This window comes from Serratia sp. ASV30 (assembly GCF_016428815.1).
Taxonomy (GTDB): domain Bacteria; phylum Pseudomonadota; class Gammaproteobacteria; order Enterobacterales; family Enterobacteriaceae; genus Chania; species Chania fonticola_C.
The window spans coordinates 1-17,184 of sequence record NZ_JAELTL010000034.1; the positions used below are offsets into that span (position 1 = coordinate 1).

General features: G+C 55.9%; 15 protein-coding genes, 2 tRNA genes and 1 rRNA gene. 16 read left to right on the top strand and 2 right to left on the bottom strand.

The features are described 5' to 3' along the window. The 7 genes from rrf to yjfF form a co-directional block, all read left to right on the top strand. Window positions 1–89: ribosomal RNA gene (gene rrf, locus JHD74_RS15655) — 5S ribosomal RNA — on the top strand; the annotation flags it as partial. A gap of 94 nt (window positions 90–183) precedes the next feature. After that, window positions 184–260: transfer RNA gene (locus JHD74_RS15660), tRNA-Asp, on the top strand. A gap of 53 nt (window positions 261–313) precedes the next feature. Beyond that, a tRNA-Trp gene (locus tag JHD74_RS15665) sits at window positions 314–389 on the top strand. A gap of 297 nt (window positions 390–686) precedes the next feature. Further along, a complete protein-coding gene (gene ytfQ / locus JHD74_RS15670; RefSeq protein WP_021807362.1) occupies window positions 687–1,643 on the top strand; it encodes a galactofuranose ABC transporter, galactofuranose-binding protein YtfQ in 957 nt (318 codons plus the stop codon). A gap of 22 nt (window positions 1,644–1,665) precedes the next feature. Further along, window positions 1,666–3,180, top strand: a complete 1,515-nt coding sequence (ytfR, locus tag JHD74_RS15675) for a galactofuranose ABC transporter, ATP-binding protein YtfR (RefSeq protein WP_024527672.1) — start codon at window positions 1,666–1,668, stop codon at window positions 3,178–3,180. Next, a complete protein-coding gene (ytfT, locus tag JHD74_RS15680) occupies window positions 3,177–4,199 on the top strand; it encodes a galactofuranose ABC transporter, ATP-binding protein YtfT (protein WP_304621706.1) in 1,023 nt (340 codons plus the stop codon). The genes ytfR and ytfT overlap by 4 nt, the downstream gene beginning before the upstream one ends. After that, window positions 4,196–5,188 (top strand): galactofuranose ABC transporter, permease protein YjfF, encoded by a 993-nt coding sequence (gene yjfF, locus JHD74_RS15685; protein ID WP_024527670.1) that lies wholly within the window; start codon window positions 4,196–4,198, stop codon window positions 5,186–5,188. Before ytfT ends, yjfF begins: the two co-directional genes overlap by 4 nt. Before the next feature lie 4 nt (window positions 5,189–5,192). Here yjfF and hdfR read toward each other — a convergent pair whose 3' ends face one another. After that, a complete protein-coding gene (gene hdfR / locus JHD74_RS15690; RefSeq protein ID WP_024527669.1) occupies window positions 5,193–6,020 on the bottom strand; it encodes an HTH-type transcriptional regulator HdfR in 828 nt (275 codons plus the stop codon). A 119-nt stretch (window positions 6,021–6,139) separates the two neighbouring features. On the opposite strand from hdfR, the gene JHD74_RS15695 reads away from it, so the two are divergent. Then, window positions 6,140–6,478, top strand: coding sequence for a DUF413 domain-containing protein (locus tag JHD74_RS15695; protein ID WP_021181829.1), 339 nt, complete (start codon window positions 6,140–6,142; stop codon window positions 6,476–6,478). A gap of 28 nt (window positions 6,479–6,506) precedes the next feature. Here JHD74_RS15695 and JHD74_RS15700 read toward each other — a convergent pair whose 3' ends face one another. After that, window positions 6,507–8,030: a YifB family Mg chelatase-like AAA ATPase gene (locus JHD74_RS15700; protein ID WP_024527668.1), complete on the bottom strand. Its 1,524-nt coding sequence runs from the start codon at window positions 8,028–8,030 to the stop codon at window positions 6,507–6,509. Window positions 8,031–8,373: 343 nt separating this feature from the next. Between JHD74_RS15700 and JHD74_RS15705 the strand changes: the two genes are divergently transcribed. The 8 genes from JHD74_RS15705 (at window position 8,374) to JHD74_RS15740 (ending at window position 17,037) form a co-directional block, all read left to right on the top strand. After that, window positions 8,374–9,606: an MFS transporter gene (locus JHD74_RS15705; protein ID WP_199063043.1), complete on the top strand. Its 1,233-nt coding sequence runs from the start codon at window positions 8,374–8,376 to the stop codon at window positions 9,604–9,606. 150 nt (window positions 9,607–9,756) lie between these two features. Further along, window positions 9,757–9,855: an ilv operon leader peptide gene (gene ilvL / locus JHD74_RS15710; RefSeq protein ID WP_071681478.1), complete on the top strand. Its 99-nt coding sequence runs from the start codon at window positions 9,757–9,759 to the stop codon at window positions 9,853–9,855. Between the two features lie 141 nt (window positions 9,856–9,996). Beyond that, on the top strand, window positions 9,997–11,643 hold the full coding sequence (ilvG, locus tag JHD74_RS15715) for an acetolactate synthase 2 catalytic subunit (RefSeq protein ID WP_199063058.1): 1,647 nt from the start codon (window positions 9,997–9,999) through the stop codon (window positions 11,641–11,643). Continuing rightward, window positions 11,640–11,897 (top strand): acetolactate synthase 2 small subunit, encoded by a 258-nt coding sequence (gene ilvM / locus JHD74_RS15720; protein ID WP_021181824.1) that lies wholly within the window; start codon window positions 11,640–11,642, stop codon window positions 11,895–11,897. Before ilvG ends, ilvM begins: the two co-directional genes overlap by 4 nt. A gap of 21 nt (window positions 11,898–11,918) precedes the next feature. After that, a complete protein-coding gene (gene ilvE / locus JHD74_RS15725) occupies window positions 11,919–12,845 on the top strand; it encodes a branched-chain-amino-acid transaminase (RefSeq protein WP_021181823.1) in 927 nt (308 codons plus the stop codon). Between the two features lie 68 nt (window positions 12,846–12,913). Then, complete coding sequence (ilvD, locus tag JHD74_RS15730; protein WP_074030186.1) at window positions 12,914–14,764, top strand: dihydroxy-acid dehydratase; 1,851 nt, start codon at window positions 12,914–12,916, stop codon at window positions 14,762–14,764. 5 nt (window positions 14,765–14,769) lie between these two features. Further along, window positions 14,770–16,314, top strand: a complete 1,545-nt coding sequence (gene ilvA / locus JHD74_RS15735; RefSeq protein WP_024527665.1) for a threonine ammonia-lyase, biosynthetic — start codon at window positions 14,770–14,772, stop codon at window positions 16,312–16,314. A 21-nt stretch (window positions 16,315–16,335) separates the two neighbouring features. Beyond that, window positions 16,336–17,037: a DUF2461 domain-containing protein gene (locus JHD74_RS15740; RefSeq protein ID WP_074030189.1), complete on the top strand. Its 702-nt coding sequence runs from the start codon at window positions 16,336–16,338 to the stop codon at window positions 17,035–17,037. The last annotated feature ends 147 nt before the right edge of the window (window positions 17,038–17,184 follow it).

The window sequence follows — 17,184 nt, forward strand, 5'->3', positions numbered from 1 at the left end:
CCTGACCCCATGCCGAACTCAGAAGTGAAACGCCGTAGCGCCGATGGTAGTGTGGGGTCTCCCCATGCGAGAGTAGGACACTGCCAGGCATCAATTAAACGTTATCAGTATGACACCTGGTAATGCGTAAAATCACCAAGGTGGTTTTGCCAGCATCGAGAGATGCGACGTAAAAGAATCGGTGGAGCGGTAGTTCAGTTGGTTAGAATACCTGCCTGTCACGCAGGGGGTCGCGGGTTCGAGCCCCGTCCGTTCCGCCACTTATTTAAATTATGCCTGCTACTGTTAGCAGGCATAATGTTAAGCGTAATTTAGGGGCGTAGCTCAGTTGGTAGAGCACCGGTCTCCAAAACCGGGTGTCGCGAGTTCGAGTCTCTCCGCCCCTGCCATATTAGAAACCCTTTGCGAAAGCGAAGGGTTTTTTTTGCTTTCTATTCGCCTAGAATTGCCCGTCCTCCCGCTAACGCGTACAAAATTCCTGCCGAAATCGTTCCCAATTTAGACATTTCTAGCTGTATCTATGTACAAAATGGTTGTAATCCCGCGCTGTGATATCGCTCATCATTCCTGTCTGTATTTCAACTACACCTTATAAGCCCCACGAGTTTTTTGGGCACACTCGATAAAAGCGAATACACCCACTGCCATCTCTGTTTGACCGATTCAGGCAGAGCGAGGAGAAAAACATGGTTAAGCGTTTACTGTTAGCGGCCGCCGTAAGCGGTGTGTTGATGGGAGCGGCGCAGGCTGCCCCCTTGGTTGTCGGCTTTTCTCAGATTGGTTCTGAATCAGGATGGCGTTCGGCAGAAACCAAAGTGGCGAAACAGGAGGCGGAAAAACGGGGTATTACGCTGAAAATCGCCGATGCACAGCAAAAGCAGGAAAACCAGATCAAGGCGGTGAGATCCTTTATTGCTCAAGGCGTTGACGCCATCTTCATTGCGCCGGTAGTGGCCACCGGTTGGACCCCGGTATTACAGGAAGCGAAAGAGGCCAAAATTCCGGTCTTCCTGTTGGATCGCATGATCGAAGTGAACGATCCCTCGCTGTATACCGCTGCCGTCGCTTCTGACAGCGTCCATGAAGGGAAAGTCGCAGGCGAATGGCTAGTGAAAGCCGTTGCGGGCAAGCCCTGTAACGTGGTGGAACTGCAAGGCACTGTTGGGGCCAGCGTGGCCATTAACCGCAAGAAAGGCTTTGCGGACGGTATTGCCTCTGCCGACAACGTCAAAATCATCCGTTCGCAGTCCGGCGACTTTACTCGCAGCAAGGGTAAAGAGGTGATGGAAAGCTTTATCAAGGCTGAACAGAACGGCAAAAACATCTGCGCCGTCTATGCACATAACGACGATATGGCGATTGGTGCCATCCAGGCGATCAAAGAAGCCGGCCTCAAACCGGGCTCACAGATCAAGGTTGTTTCCATCGACGGCGTGCCGGATATCTTCAAAGCGATGATGGAAGGGGAAGCCAACGCCACGGTTGAACTGACGCCAAATATGGCAGGACCTGCGTTTGATGCCTTGATTGCATTGAAAAAAGACGGCACACAGCCACAGAAATTTATCCAGACCGAGTCGAAACTGCTGCAGCCTGAAACTGCCAGACAGGAATACGATATGAAGAAAAGCATGGGATATTGATCGTTAACAGGCGGAGCAGATAATGGCTACACCTCAGGCAGCATTATTGGCAATAAGCGGGTTATCCGTGGAGTTTCCAGGTGTAAAAGCGCTGGAGCAGGTTGATTTCACACTACAACGCGGTGAGGTGGTGGCGCTTCTTGGGGAAAACGGCGCGGGCAAGTCCACGCTGATTAAGGCATTGACCGGTGTTTACCAACGCTCCGCCGGTGAGATCTGGCTAGAAGGCACCGCGATTGCGCCACAGAATACGGCCCAGGCGCAATCGTTGGGGATTGGCACCGTCTATCAGGAAGTTAATCTGCTGCCTAATATCTCGGTGGCCGCTAATCTGTTTATCGGTCGCGAACCTACCCGTTTTGGCCTGATCGATCAAAAAACCATGTTGCGTAATGCCCGTCAGCTGCTGGAAGGCTATGGTTTACCGCTGGATGTCAGCCAGCCGCTGGGCAATTACTCGATCGCCATTCAGCAAATTGTCGCGATTGCTCGCGCCGTCGATCTCTCCGCCAAGGTACTGATCCTGGATGAACCCACCGCCAGCCTGGATGCCAAGGAGGTCACCATGCTGCTGGATATTCTTAGCCAATTGCGATCTCAGGGAATGGGGATGATCTTCGTCACCCATTTTCTCGAACAGGTTTACCGCATCAGCGATCGTATTACGGTGTTGCGTAACGGCAAGCTGGTCGGGACTCGTGTCACCGCCGAGCTGCCACGGCTCGAGTTGGTGCAGATGATGCTTGGCCATAGTTTTGATGAGACGCTGCTCAAACGCAGCGAACATCAGGCCGTGCAGGCTCCGCCTTTGGTGGAGTTTAGCGGCTATGGCCGACGCGGCATGGTTGAGCCCTTTGATCTGGCGTTGAGGCCTGGGGAAATCGTCGGCCTGGCTGGTTTACTGGGATCGGGGCGTACTGAGACGGCACAACTGATCTTCGGCATTAAGGCTCGGGATAAAGGTATTGCGAAAGTTGAGGGCAAAACGGTGGCGATCCCTACGCCCCGTAAAGCGGCCAGCCTGGGATTTGGCTATTGCCCAGAAGATCGTAAGACCGACGGTATTGTCGGCGCGGCCACGGTAAGGGAAAACATCATTCTGGCATTGCAGGCGCAGCGTGGTTGGTTACGGCCTATCCCGCTGCGTGAGCAAACCCGAATTGCGGAAGATTTCATTAAACTGCTGGGGATCCGCACGCCGGGGCCGGAGCAGCAAATCCAGTACCTTTCCGGCGGTAACCAGCAGAAGGTACTGCTTTCCCGCTGGCTGGCGACCAAACCCCGTTTCCTGATCTTGGATGAGCCAACGCGTGGCATTGACGTGGGGGCCCATGCGGAAATTATCCGCCTGATTGAACGGCTCTGTGATGAAGGGTTGGCACTGCTGGTTATTTCCTCCGAACTGGAGGAGCTCGCAGGCTATGCCGATCGCATCGTGGTATTACGCGATAGAAAACATGTGGCGCAACTTGACCATGATGCCATTACGGTTCCCGCCATTATGCAGGCCATTGCCGTGCAACAGGGGGCAGCATGAACCACAGGAGTTTTCCCATGACCGGTGGACCGCGCAAAGTAAGGTGGGTAATGCCCGCCGGAGCGACGCAGCTGGGGGCGCTGGCGGTGATTTTACTTATCGATAGCCTGGTCGCTCCCCATTTCTTTTCAATTCATATCCAGGATGGCCGCCTGTTCGGCAGCGTGATTGATATTTTTAACCGTGGCGCCCCTGTCGCGCTGCTTGCTTTGGGTATGACGCTAGTGATCGCCACCGGTGGGATCGATCTCTCCGTCGGTGCGGTGATGGCGATTGCCGGAGCGACCGCAGCCACCATGACCAGCGCTGGTTACCCATTAGCATACATCCTGGGGGCCGCATTAGCGGTTGGGGCACTGTGTGGCCTGTGGAACGGCTTCTTGGTTGCGGTGCTGCAAATCCAGCCGATCGTCGCTACCTTGATGTTGATGGTGGCCGGGCGCGGTATCGCGCAGTTGATTACTGAAGGACAAATCGTCACCTTTGAAAGTCAAGGGTTAGCCAAGCTTGGCAGTGGTTCGCTGATGTACCTGCCGATGCCAGTGATCATTGCTACCCTCATGCTGCTGCTGATTTGGTTACTGACACGCAAAACCGCTTTGGGGCTGTTTATTGAAGCGGTCGGTATCAATCTGCGCTCAGCACGTAATGCTGGCGTCAGTACTCGCTGGGTGATTATTGCGGTATATATCATTTGCGGCCTGTGCGCGGCGGTGGCAGGGGTTATCGTTACGGCGGATATTCGCGGTGCGGATGCCAACAATGCGGGCCTGTGGCTCGAACTGGATGCGATCCTGGCCGTGGTGATTGGCGGTGGGTCACTGCTGGGCGGGCGTTTTAATCTGCTACTCTCGGTGGTGGGGGCGTTAATCATTCAGGGTATGAATACCGGAATTCTGCTTTCGGGTTATAAACCGGAGTTTAACCTGGTGCTGAAAGCGGTGGTGGTATTAGCCGTGTTGCTGGTGCAATCCCCAAGTGTGTCATTACAGCGGTTGTGGCGGAGACGTAAATCATGATGAAGCGTAACCTTCCCCTATTGATCACTATTGTGGTTTTTCTGCTGGGCTACGCCTTTTGCCTTAGTCAATTCCCCAGCTTCGCTTCCACCCGCGTCTGGTGCGATCTGCTGACCGACAACGCTTTTCTCGGTATTGTGGCCGTGGGCATGACCTTTGTGATCCTTTCTGGCGGCATCGATCTTTCGGTGGGCTCGGTGATCGCCTTTACCGGCGTACTGCTGGCCAAGCTGATTGGCACTTATGGTATTGCTCCAGGTTATGCATTTGTCATTGCCTTGTTGATGGGGGCCTCATTTGGTGCGCTGATGGGGTGGATCATCGACGCGCTGAAATTACCTGCATTTATCATCACGCTCGCGGGGATGTTCTTTGTGCGCGGCATGAGTTTTATCGTGTCAGAAGAGTCTTTGCCGATCGATCACCCGCTGTATGCCACGCTGGCAAATTATGCCTGGAAAGTCCCCGGTGGTGGCCGATTTACCTTATTGGCGTTGGTGATGCTGCTGGTCGTGGCGATTGGCATGATCCTGGCGCATCGCACCCGTTTTGGTCATAACGTCTATGCCATCGGGGGGAATCCGGTCTCCGCTGGGCTGATGGGGGTGCCGGTACGGCGTACCACTATTCAGATTTACATGCTTTCCAGCACGCTGGCGGCCCTCTCCGGCATAATTTTCTCGCTATACACTTCCGCTGGTTATGCGCTGGCTGCCAGCGGTGTCGAACTGGATGCCATTGCGGCGGTCGTCATTGGGGGAACATTGCTGACTGGCGGCGTCGGTACCATTTTGGGCACCTTGTTTGGCGTGCTGATCCAAGGCTTAATCCAAAGTTACATCACTTTTGATGGCTCCCTCAGCTCCTGGTGGACCAAAATCGTCATCGGCATCCTGCTGTTCTGCTTTATCGGCCTCCAGAAGGCGATGAGCGCCTTTTGGCAGACCAGACGGGCAAAACCCCGCCATCCACGCCTGAAGCCGTCATAGCCGCTCAGGTTGCGGTATTTAAAGGTATTTTCAGCAGTTGGCGGATTAACGGCTGCTGGTCGCTGTTTTGCAGCCAGACGGCATAAAGCGGACGAACGATCGGCTGGGCGTCAGCAACAGCGACCAGTTGAGGGTAGTCTTTTTCCCACTGGCTGGGGAGAAATGCACAGCCACCGGTTGTCTCCAGCAATTGGCGCGTCAGATGCGCTGAAGTGGTGGTCAGCACGGGCATGCTGTCGCCCTCAAGCATGCGGGCTTCCTGTTGGTGAAAATCGGCACCCCATTCCAGTTTGATGTAAGGCATGGGGGCGGGGTTATCGCGTAGCGACGAGGAAAACAGGCGTAGCGAGAAGTTACCCAACAGCTGGCTGGCCAGCTCATCCATCTTTGGCGGTTCGGTGGTGATTAGCAAATCGAGCTGTCTTTCATGTAGCTGCTTCACCAACGAATGGCGCAGGGCTACCCTGGCTTCGAGCTGCAAGGCCTCCCGCTGCTGGTAGAGCGATTGCAGCCAGGGCGTGAGGTAAGCTTCCCATAGCGACGCGGTGGCACCGATCGAAAGTTCGCTGTGCTGTAGCGATCGTATCACCTCTTTCTTTGCCAACTGCCACGTGTTCATCAGGCTCTCGGCATAGGGCAACAGCCGCTCTCCTGCTGGTGTCAGGCGGATGTTGTTGCGGTGGCGAGTGAATAAATTCGCCCCTAATTGAGTTTCAAGCTGACGGATACGGAAACTCACCGCAGACTGCGTTAAGTACAGGGATTCCGCTGCGCGGCCAAAGTGTCGCGTTCTACTGACCTCCAAAAAGGTTTTCAGTAATTCGGTGTCCACACCAATCTCCAAAGTTTTTTATCGTTAAGATTTAAATGTTTTGTTTTACACGATGTCAAGCCTATCTAATACTCCGCGCCATAAACAGCACGGCCATGAGAGAATTAGGAGCGTGTCAGATGGCGGATAGCTTCACCACCAACAGTCGTTTTTTTGATAATAAAAACTATCCTCGCGGGTTCTCCCGTCACGGCGATTTCACCATTAAAGAAGCGCAATTGCTAGAGCGTTTCGGGTATGCGTTCAACGAGTTGGATGCCGGCAAACGCCAGCCAGCCACTGAAGAAGAACAGTTGTTCGTTGCAGTGTGTCGCGGTGAGCGTGAACCGGTAACCGAGCAAGAAAAAGTATGGTCTAAATATCTGGCGCGCACCCGCCGCCCGAAAAAATTCCATACGCTGTCAGGTGGCAAGCCGCAGGCTGATGCGGTAGAAGACTACACTGAAAGCGACGATTGATCATCATGGGGCCATTCGGCCCCATTTTTTATTCCAGGCTGCGGTGTAGCTGCAGCAGCAGGCGATCCATACTGCGATAGCTGAGCGCTTCGCTGAGATGGCGTTTATCAATCTGTTGTTCCCCTGCCAAATCGGCCAGCGTGCGTGCCACTTTCAGGATGCGATGCCAGGCTCGAACCGATAATCCCAGTTGGCTCAGCGTTTTCTCTAAAAACTCCGCTTCAGCTGCAGGCAAATGGCAATCCCGATCCACCTCGCGGTTACTCAACAGCGCATTCACTTTACCTGCCCGTGCCAGCTGCTGTTCGCGCGCCACCAGCACCCGTTGACGTACCTGTTGGCTGCTTTCCCCCGCATGGTGCTGCTTGGCCAGTACGCCCGGTGGCAGCAGCGGCACCTCAATCGACAAATCAAATCGATCGAGGAAGGGGCCAGAGAGCCTGCCGAGGTAGCGCAAAATCTGCTGCGGTGGTGTGCGGTTGTGTATGCCCTGATAGTGCCCGGTTGGGCTGGGGTTCATCGCCGCAATCAGCTGCACTCGGGCAGGGAAGCGTACCTTGGCGCTGGCGCGTGAGATGACGATTTCACCGGATTCCAGCGGCTCACGCAGCGCATCCAATACTCGCCGTTCAAATTCGGGTAACTCATCCAGAAACAGTACGCCGTTGTGCGCCATGGAGATTTCCCCTGGCCGTGGCAAGGAGCCTCCCCCAACCAGGGCCGCCATCGAGGCGCTGTGGTGTGGGGCGCGAAACGGCCGCTGGCGCCATGGCAGGGTTTCATCTGGATGATGCAGTAAGCTGGCAACGGCGACGCTTTCCAGCGCCTCCCGATCGCTTAACGGCGGCAGCAAGCCATTGAGGCGGCTGGCCAGCATGGTTTTGCCGGTGCCCGGAGGGCCAAGCAGCAACAGGTTGTGGCCCCCGGCCGCGGCAATTTCCAACGCTCGCTTTGCCTGTTCCTGGCCAATGACTTCCTGCAAGTCGGCAGTTTCCGTTGACGTGGCAGCCGCAGGAGGCGCTACGGCGATTGGCAGATCCCCCTTACCCTGCAAAAAAGCGCACACCTCCAGTAAATGTTCTGCGACTCGGGTCGTGCTGTTGGGAAGCAACCCCGCCTCTTTGCCGTTGGCCGCAGCCAGGATCAACTCCCGCTTGGCCTCGGCTGCCGCTATTGCCGCCGGAATGGCGCCGTGCACCGCCCTCAATGCGCCAGAAAGCGCTAATTCACCCAGGAACTCATAGTGCGCCAACTTATCTGCTGGCAGCTGCTCTGAGGCCGCCAGAATGGCCAGCGCAATGGGTAAATCATAGCGCCCCCCTTCCTTAGGCAAATCGGCCGGTGCCAGATTGACGGTGATGCGTTTGGCCGGAAAGGTGAAGCCGTTGTTGATCAGTGCGCTGCGCACCCGGTCACGGGCTTCTTTCACCGTGGTTTCCGGCAGGCCGACCAGTGTCAGGCCGGGTAATCCGTTGCTGATATGGACTTCAACCATGACCGAAGGCGCCTGCACGCCGATCGTGGCACGGGTATAGATTACCGCCAGTGACATATTGCTCTCCTCGCTGAAGGCAACATAATGCGGGAACAGCTAGATGGCCGCGCGCCAGTCATCATCAAATTGCGTAGTGCAACAAAGTTAAAAGTAATTAATTTCATCGTGTTAGTTCTATTTTTCGAGCTGCCGCGCATTTCGTTGTAATACCCATTAACAATTACGGGAAAGCTGAAACACATTAGCAAGCTAACCAAGTTGCAACAGCAAGGCTAATGGGTGTATTTAACAATTGTTTAAAATAAAAAATCACTTCATTAACAAAGCCCCGACCGCTACCGCACCCACTGCGGCCGCCGCTAAATCTGATGACCTCGTACTCTACGGTAGGGATAACACTATGTTTGGTTGGACTCCGCTGCAGCGCAATGCGGCAATTGCCAGCTTTTCAAGCTGGACGCTCGATGCTTTCGATTTCTTTGTGCTGGTCTTCCTGCTCAGCGATATAGCTCAGGCTTTTCAGGTAGGGATGGAAGAAGTCACCCTGGCGATCCTGCTGACGTTGGCGGTGCGCCCGATTGGCGCACTTATTTTTGGCCGTGCGGCGGAAAAGTATGGCCGTAAACCGATCCTGATGTTGAATATCGTGTTTTTCTCGGTATTTGAGCTGTTGTCGGCGGCCGCTCCTTCTTTGACCGTCTTCCTGTTGCTGCGAGTGCTTTACGGCGTGGCGATGGGTGGCATCTGGGGTGTGGCCTCTTCGCTGGCGATGGAAAGCATCCCAGACCGTTCGCGTGGCCTGATGTCCGGTATCTTCCAGGCGGGGTATCCGTTTGGCTATCTGTTGGCGGCGGTGGCCTATGGCCTGCTGTTTGAAGTGGTCGGCTGGCGTGGCATGTTCGTGATCGGGGCCGCGCCGATCCTGTTGCTGCCGTTTATCTACTTCTGCGTGGAAGAGTCGCCGGTGTGGCTGGCGGCACGGGCACGTAAAGAAAGCACCGCTTTGCTGCCCGTTCTGAAGAGCCATTGGAAGCTGTGTCTCTATCTGGTGTTGCTGATGGCAGCGTTTAATTTCTTCTCCCACGGCACGCAGGATATGTATCCGGCCTTCCTGAAAATTCAGCACGGTTTCGATCCTAAAACCGTCAGTATCATCGCCATTAGCTACAATATCGCGTCCATTATCGGCGGTATTTTCTTTGGTACCCTGTCGGAAAAAATTGGCCGCAAGAAAGCCATAATTATTGCTGCCCTGCTGGCGTTACCGGTGATCCCGCTGTGGGCATTCGCGAGTGGTTCGCTGATGCTGGGGGTGGGGGCGTTCATGATGCAATTCATGGTTCAGGGGGCATGGGGGGTGATCCCAACCTACCTCAACGAACTGGTGCCAGCGAATACTCGCGCGGTATTGCCAGGGTTTGTTTACCAATTGGGTAACCTGATTGCTTCGGTGAATGCCACCTTGCAGGCCGCGATTGCGGAACATCATGGGCAAAACTACGGCCTGGCGATGGCGATAATCGCCGGGACGGTGGCTATCGTGATCGCGGTGCTGGTGTATTTTGGCAAGGATACGCGCGGCAAACCGATTGCGGTAGAAAGTAAAGCGACTGGTGCTGGTGTTAGCGTTTGAATTTCATGCGCTTTGTTGCAGTTTTGACCCGGCAGAGCCGAATAATAACGCAAAAAAAGTGTTGTCAGGTTACCGCCTGCTATGGTAACTCTGTAGGCATTAGTTCGAAACGAGCACAGTGAACAAACCGATACAGTGAACAAACCGATTATGAAAGCCCTAGCCCAAGTGATTAGCCTAGTCGTGATTAGCGTGGTGGTGATTATTATCCCACCGTGCGGGGCTGCACTTGGACGAAGAAAGGCTTAGAAAACAAGCCGGAATCGCAAGATAACCCCCGCACCCAAAAGGTCCGGGGGTTTTTTTATGCCAAGAAAATGTGAACAAGGAGCAGAGAATGACCAACAGAATAAAATCCTGCACTTCCCGCAACAAGGCGGGGAAATAACCATGAATGGTGCTCAGTGGGTAGTTCAAGCGTTGCGTGCGCAAGGGGTAGACAAGGTATTCGGCTATCCCGGTGGTGCGATCATGCCGGTCTACGATGCGTTGTATGACGGCGGGGTTGAACATCTGCTGTGTCGTCATGAGCAAGGTGCGGCGATTGCGGCCATTGGTTATGCCCGTTCCAGCGGCAAAGTTGGCGTCTGTATCGCCACCTCTGGCCCCGGCGCGACCAACCTGATCACCGGGTTGGCGGATGCGCTGCTGGACTCGGTGCCAGTGGTTGCGATCACCGGTCAGGTCGGTTCTGCGCTTATCGGTACCGATGCTTTTCAGGAGATCGATGTTCTGGGCCTGTCTCTGGCCTGTACCAAACACAGTTTCCTGGTGGAGTCGCTGGAAGCGCTGCCGGGGATCATGGCAGAGGCGTTTGCCATTGCCACCAGCGGCCGCCCAGGCCCGGTACTGATCGACATCCCGAAAGACATCCAACTGGCGCAGGGTGATTTGCCTCCTCATCTGATGCCGGTAGAAGATCCGTTCGAACATCCCGCAGCAGAGTTGGCCATGGCCACGCAACTGCTGGCACAGGCTAAGAAGCCGATGCTGTATGTGGGCGGTGGCGTGGGGATGGCGCAGGCCGTCCCGGCATTACGGGAATTTGTCGAGTTGACGCAGATCCCAACCGTGGCGACCTTGAAAGGCCTGGGCGCACCGGATGCCAACCATCCGTATTATCTCGGCATGTTGGGTATGCATGGTACCAAAGCTGCCAACTTCGCCGTGCAGGAGTGCGATTTGCTGATCGCCGTGGGCGCGCGTTTTGACGACCGGGTGACCGGCAAGCTGAACGCCTTTGCGCCGCTGGCCAAGGTGATCCACATGGATATCGATCCGGCGGAAATGAGCAAGCTGCGTCAAGCGCATGTGGCCCTGCAAGGGGATCTGAGAACCTTGCTGCCAGCGCTGCAACAGCCGATGCAGATCGCTCCCTGGCTGCAACGAGTGGCCGAGCTGAAAGAAACCCACCCTTGGCGTTACGACCACCCGGGCCAACCGATTTATGCTCCGTTGCTGCTCAAGCAACTGTCCGAACGCAAACCGGCCAATACCGTGGTGACCACCGACGTGGGCCAGCACCAGATGTGGACCGCGCAGCACATGAGTTTTGAACGTCCAGAGAACTTCATCACCTCCAGCGGGTTGGGGACGATGGGCTTCGGTATCCCCGCAGCGGTAGGTGCGCAGATGGCGCGCCCGGAGGACATGGTGATCTGCGTGTCCGGGGATGGTTCCTTCATGATGAACGTGCAGGAGTTGGGCACCATCAAACGCAAACAGTTACCGCTGAAAATCGTGTTACTGGATAACCAGCGTTTAGGGATGGTTCGCCAGTGGCAGCAACTGTTCTTTGATGGCCGTTACAGCGAAACCAACCTCTCCGATAACCCCGATTTCCTGATATTGGCCAGCGCCTTCGGCATCCCCGGCCAACGTATTACCCGCAAAGACCAGGTCGCAGACGCGCTCGATACCTTGCTTAACAGCGAAGGGCCTTATCTGCTGCAGGTTTCCATTGATGAACTCGAGAACGTCTGGCCGCTGGTGCCGCCGGGCGCAGGCAACGAAACCATGTTGGAGAAAGTATCATGATGCAGCATCAACTCTCGATCCAGGCCCGCTTCCGCCCTGAAATGTTAGAGCGCGTATTGCGCGTTGTCCGTCACCGTGGCTTCCAGGTCTGTGCTATGAATATGGCTTCGGGCAGCAATAGCGACGATATAAATATTGAATTGACCGTTGCCAGCCAGCGCCCTGTGGATTTACTGTCATCTCAGCTAAGCAAACTGATGGATGTCTCCAGCGTTGAGATCCAGCAACAATCATCACAACAAATACGCGCCTGATTGCGCAAAAGGAACAGAACAATGACGAAGAAAGCTGATTATATCTGGTTCAATGGTGAGATGGTTCCGTGGGCCGATGCCAAAGTTCACGTAATGTCACATGCGCTACACTACGGGACGTCGGTATTTGAAGGGGTTCGCTGCTACGACTCCCATAAAGGCCCGGTGGTATTCCGCCACCGTGAACATATGCAGCGTCTGCATGACTCGGCTAAAATTTACCGCATGCCGGTAACGCAAAGCGTCGATGAGCTGATGGAAGCCTGCCGTGCTACGTTGCGTAAAAACAATCTGGTCAGCGCTTATATTCGTCCTTTGGTGTTTGTTGGTGATGTTGGCATGGGCGTTAACCCACCGGCAGGCTATAAAACCGACGTGATTATCGCGGCGTTTCCTTGGGGCGCGTATCTGGGTGAAGAAGCGCTGGATCAAGGTATCGATGCGATGGTCTCTTCCTGGCACCGTGTGGCACCGAACACCATTCCTACCGCGGCGAAAGCCGGGGGCAACTACCTTTCCTCACTGCTGGTGGGTAGCGAAGCACGCCGCCACGGCTATCAGGAAGGTATCGCGCTGGATGTTCATGGCTATATCTCTGAAGGCGCAGGCGAGAACCTGTTTGAAGTGAAAGACGGTGTGCTGTTTACTCCACCGTTCACCTCCTCCGCTCTGCCGGGTATCACGCGTGACGCGATCATCAAGCTGGCAAAAGACATGGGCTTCGAAGTGCGTGAGCAAGTGCTTTCCCGTGAGTCTCTGTATCTGGCGGACGAAGTGTTTATGTCCGGTACCGCGGCGGAAATCACGCCGGTGCGCAGCGTGGATGGCATTCAGGTGGGGATCGGCAAGTGCGGCCCAATTACCAAGCAGATCCAGCAGGCATTCTTTGGCCTGTTCAGCGGCAAAACCGAAGACAAGTACGGCTGGTTGGATCCGGTAAACCAATAACGACAGACAACACTAAACGGATGGTTCGTTCGCCATCCGTAAAATGACTATTTTTTGGAGTGAAGAGCATGCCTAAGTACCGTTCCGCCACCACCACCCACGGCCGCAACATGGCGGGTGCCCGCGCATTATGGCGCGCGACCGGGATGACCGACGACGATTTCGGCAAACCGATTATTGCGGTGGTCAACTCCTTCACCCAGTTTGTGCCGGGCCATGTGCATCTGCGCGACTTGGGCAAGTTGGTTGCAGAACAGATCGAAGCCTCTGGCGGCGTTGCCAAAGAGTTCAACACCATTGCGGTGGATGATGGGATCGCCATGGGCCACGGCGGCATGCTCTATTCTCTGCCGTCGCGCGAACTGATCGCCGACTCGGTGGAGTATATGGTGAATGCCCACTGCGCCGATGCGATGGTGTGTATCTCCAACTGCGACAAGATCACCCCAGGGATGCTGATGGCGTCACTGCGCCTGAATATTCCGGTGATCTTCGTTTCCGGCGGCCCGATGGAAGCCGGTAAAACCAAGCTTTCCGACAAAATCATCAAGCTGGACCTGATCGATGCGATGATCCAGGGGGCTAACCCGAACGTCAGCGACGCCGACAGCGCACAAATCGAGCGTTCCGCTTGCCCAACCTGCGGCTCGTGCTCCGGGATGTTTACCGCCAACTCCATGAACTGCCTCACCGAAGCGTTGGGCCTGTCCCAACCAGGCAACGGCTCGCTGTTGGCGACCCACGCCGATCGTAAAGACCTGTTCCTGAACGCCGGTAAGCGCATTGTTGAACTGACCAAGCGTTACTACGAGCAGGACGATGAGAGCGCACTGCCACGCAGCATCGCCAACAAGGCAGCGTTCGAAAACGCCATGACGCTGGACATTGCGATGGGTGGCTCCACCAATACCGTGCTGCACCTGTTGGCAGCCGCGCAGGAAGGCGAGATCGACTTCGCCATGGCAGATATCGATCGTCTATCCCGCAAAGTGCCACACCTGTGCAAAGTGGCGCCAAGCACTCAGAAATACCATATGGAAGACGTACACCGTGCCGGTGGCGTGCTGGCCATTCTTGGCGAGCTGGATCGCGCCGGGCTGATGAACCGCGATGTGGATAACATCCTGGGGATGAAGCTGCCAGAGACCCTGGAAAAGTACGACATCATGCTGACCCAGGATGAGTCGGTGAAGAAAATGTTCCGCGCAGGCCCGGCAGGTATCCGTACCACCCAGGCATTCTCTCAAGACTGCCGTTGGGACACGCTGGACAACGATCGTGCCGATGGCTGTATCCGCTCATTGGAAAACGCCTTCAGCCTGGAGGGTGGTCTGGCGGTGCTGTATGGCAACATGGCGGAAGACGGCAGCATCGTTAAAACCGCCGGCGTGGATAAAGACAACCTGACCTTCCGTGGGCCAGCCAAGGTTTATGAGAGCCAGGATACGGCCGTTGAGGCGATCCTGGGCGGTAAAGTGGTGGCAGGCGACGTAGTGGTGATCCGCTACGAAGGGCCAAAAGGCGGGCCAGGCATGCAGGAAATGCTCTACCCAACCACCTATCTGAAATCGATGGGGCTGGGCAAGGCCTGTGCGTTGATCACCGATGGTCGCTTCTCTGGCGGCACTTCCGGTTTATCTATTGGCCACGTTTCGCCGGAAGCGGCCAGCGGTGGCCTGATTGCGCTGGTGGAAGAAGGGGACATGATCGATATCGATATCCCGAAACGCAGCATGGTGCTGGATGTGCCGGAGAGCGTACTGGCTGCACGCCGTGAGGCGGAACTGGCACGAGGTGATGCGGCCTGGACACCGAAAGCGCGTGAGCGCCAGGTATCTTATGCGTTACGTGCTTACGCTACGCTGGCTACCAGTGCAGACAAAGGCGCAGTGCGGGACAAGAGCAAGCTGGGAGGCTAACCACCATGGCGGTATCACAACCCCTACCCGACGCCCCCTGCGGCGCGGAATATTTGCGAGCGGTACTCCGCTCGCCAGTTTACGAGGTGGCTCAGGTCACCCCGTTACAGACAATGGGCAAAATCTCTTCGCGCCTCGGCAATACCATTCTGGTGAAGCGCGAAGATCGCCAGCCGGTGCACAGCTTTAAGCTGCGCGGGGCTTACGCGATGATCGCCAGCCTGGATGAAGAGCAGAGGGCACGTGGCGTGGTCACGGCCTCTGCGGGCAACCATGCACAGGGCGTCGCCTTTTCCGGCAACCGTTTGGGGATCAAAACCCTGATCGTGATGCCGGTGTCGACGGCGGATATCAAGGTTGATGCGGTGCGCGGCTTCGGCGGTGAAGTGTTACTGCACGGTGCCAACTTCGACGAAGCCAAGGTCAAGGCGATTGAGCTCTCGCAGCAGCAGGGCATGACCTTCGTGCCACCGTTCGATCACCCGGCAGTGATTGCCGGGCAGGGCACTTTGGCGATGGAGCTGTTGCAGCAGGACGCGCACCTGGACCGGGTGTTTGTCCCGGTTGGCGGTGGTGGCCTGGCGGCCGGTGTGGCGGTGCTGATCAAGCAGTTGATGCCACAAATCAAAGTGATTGGCGTGGAAGCCGAGGATTCGGCCTGCCTGCGTGCGGCGCTGGATGCCGGGCAGCCGGTCGATCTGGCGCGAGTTGGGCTGTTTGCCGAAGGCGTGGCGGTAAAGCGCATCGGTGATGAAACCTTCCGTTTGTGCCGTGAATACCTGGATGACGTGATCACCGTCGACAGCGATGCGATCTGTGCAGCGGTGAAAGACCTGTTCGAAGACGTGCGGGCCATCGCCGAACCTTCTGGCGCGCTGGCGTTGGCAGGGCTGAAAAAATACGTGCAGCAGCACAATATTCAGGGTGAGCGGCTGGCCCACGTGCTTTCCGGTGCCAACGTGAATTTCCACGGCCTGCGCTACGTTTCCGAACGCTGCGAACTGGGCGAACAACGCGAAGCGCTGCTGGCAGTGACCATTCCAGAACAGAAGGGCAGCTTCCTGAAGTTCTGCCAGCTGTTAGGCGGCCGTGCGGTTACCGAGTTTAACTACCGCTATGCCGATGCCGACAACGCCTGCATTTTTGTCGGTGTCCGCCTGACCCGAGGCCATACCGAGCGGCTGGAAATCATCGATGAGCTGAACCGTGATGGCTATCAGGTAGTGGACCTGTCCGACGATGAGATGGCGAAACTGCACGTGCGTTACATGGTTGGCGGGCGGCCTTCGAAACCGCTGCGTGAGCGTCTGTACAGCTTTGAGTTCCCAGAGTCACCGGGCGCTCTGCTCAAGTTCCTGCAAACGCTGGGCACGCACTGGAATATTTCGCTGTTCCACTACCGCAGCCACGGCACCGATTTTGGTCGCGTGTTGGCAGGGTTTGAACTTTCGCAGACCGAGCCAGAGTTTGAGCAGCACCTGCAGGCGTTGGGTTACGACTGCCATGATGAGACCGACAACCCGGCCTTCCGGTTCTTCCTACAGGGCTAACCTCGGCGACAAGGATTGCGTATGACCAATGAGTTCACCGGGTTCAGCCAACAAGGGCTGGACTTCCTGCAACAGGTGCGGATCGAGAACGACAAGGAGTGGTTTGATGCCAATCGGGGCGTGTATGACCGTGAGCTGTTAACACCGTTTCGTTCGCTGGTGGATGCACTGAGTCCTGCGATGCTGATGATTGACCCGCAGTTTGAAACCCGTCCGGCCATTGGCAAAACGCTGTCGCGCATTCATCGCGACACGCGTTTTTCCCATGATAAATCCCGCTATCGTAGCCGTATGTGGCTGACCTTCAAGCGGCCAAGCAAAGACTGGAAGCTGGCACCGGTGTATTTCTTTGAGCTGGGGCCGGATATGCTGCGTTATGGCCTGGGCTATTACAGCGCCGACAAAGCCACCATGGATCTGTTTCGCCATACCTTGCTGCGCAGGCCACAGCCGTTTTTGGAGGTGGCCGAGTGCTGCCGCGCGCCGTTCGAGCTGGTGGGGGAAAGCTATAAGCGCCCGCGAGTGTTGGAGCAGGCACCGGAGATTGCCACTTGGTACAACCGTAAGTCCTTTGCGGTGATGGCCACAGATAATCAGGTGGAAAAGCTGTTCAGCGCCGATCTGGTCGCTACCTTGACCCAGGGTTTCCAGCAGTTGGAGCCGCTGTACCAGTGGCTGATGCAGGTAGAAGCGATGAAGCAGGTCGATCCCCAAGACCTATGAATACCCGTCGTCTTTCAAGCCACAGCGTTGTTGGCTGCACTCACTCACCCAAAAGTAAGCTCCTGGGGATGAGCGAGCTGGCCGCCTAACTGTGACTTGAAATCCATAGGGTATTATTAAGTTGTGATAAACAACCTCATTGAGTTT

Excerpts from the sequence above, each read along its gene's own strand:
- ytfQ (WP_021807362.1), top strand. The coding sequence starts at position 687 with ATGGTTAAGCGTTTACTGTTAGCGGCCGCCGTAAGCGGTGTGTTGATG.
- ytfR (WP_024527672.1), top strand. The coding sequence starts at position 1,666 with ATGGCTACACCTCAGGCAGCATTATTGGCAATAAGCGGGTTATCCGTG.
- ytfT (WP_304621706.1), top strand. The coding sequence starts at position 3,177 with ATGAACCACAGGAGTTTTCCCATGACCGGTGGACCGCGCAAAGTAAGG.
- yjfF (WP_024527670.1), top strand. The coding sequence starts at position 4,196 with ATGATGAAGCGTAACCTTCCCCTATTGATCACTATTGTGGTTTTTCTG.
- JHD74_RS15695 (WP_021181829.1), top strand. The coding sequence starts at position 6,140 with ATGGCGGATAGCTTCACCACCAACAGTCGTTTTTTTGATAATAAAAAC.
- JHD74_RS15700 (WP_024527668.1), bottom strand. The coding sequence starts at position 8,030 with ATGTCACTGGCGGTAATCTATACCCGTGCCACGATCGGCGTGCAGGCG.
- JHD74_RS15705 (WP_199063043.1), top strand. The coding sequence starts at position 8,374 with ATGTTTGGTTGGACTCCGCTGCAGCGCAATGCGGCAATTGCCAGCTTT.
- ilvL (WP_071681478.1), top strand. The coding sequence starts at position 9,757 with ATGAAAGCCCTAGCCCAAGTGATTAGCCTAGTCGTGATTAGCGTGGTG.
- ilvG (WP_199063058.1), top strand. The coding sequence starts at position 9,997 with ATGAATGGTGCTCAGTGGGTAGTTCAAGCGTTGCGTGCGCAAGGGGTA.
- ilvM (WP_021181824.1), top strand. The coding sequence starts at position 11,640 with ATGATGCAGCATCAACTCTCGATCCAGGCCCGCTTCCGCCCTGAAATG.
- ilvE (WP_021181823.1), top strand. The coding sequence starts at position 11,919 with ATGACGAAGAAAGCTGATTATATCTGGTTCAATGGTGAGATGGTTCCG.
- ilvD (WP_074030186.1), top strand. The coding sequence starts at position 12,914 with ATGCCTAAGTACCGTTCCGCCACCACCACCCACGGCCGCAACATGGCG.
- ilvA (WP_024527665.1), top strand. The coding sequence starts at position 14,770 with ATGGCGGTATCACAACCCCTACCCGACGCCCCCTGCGGCGCGGAATAT.
- JHD74_RS15740 (WP_074030189.1), top strand. The coding sequence starts at position 16,336 with ATGACCAATGAGTTCACCGGGTTCAGCCAACAAGGGCTGGACTTCCTG.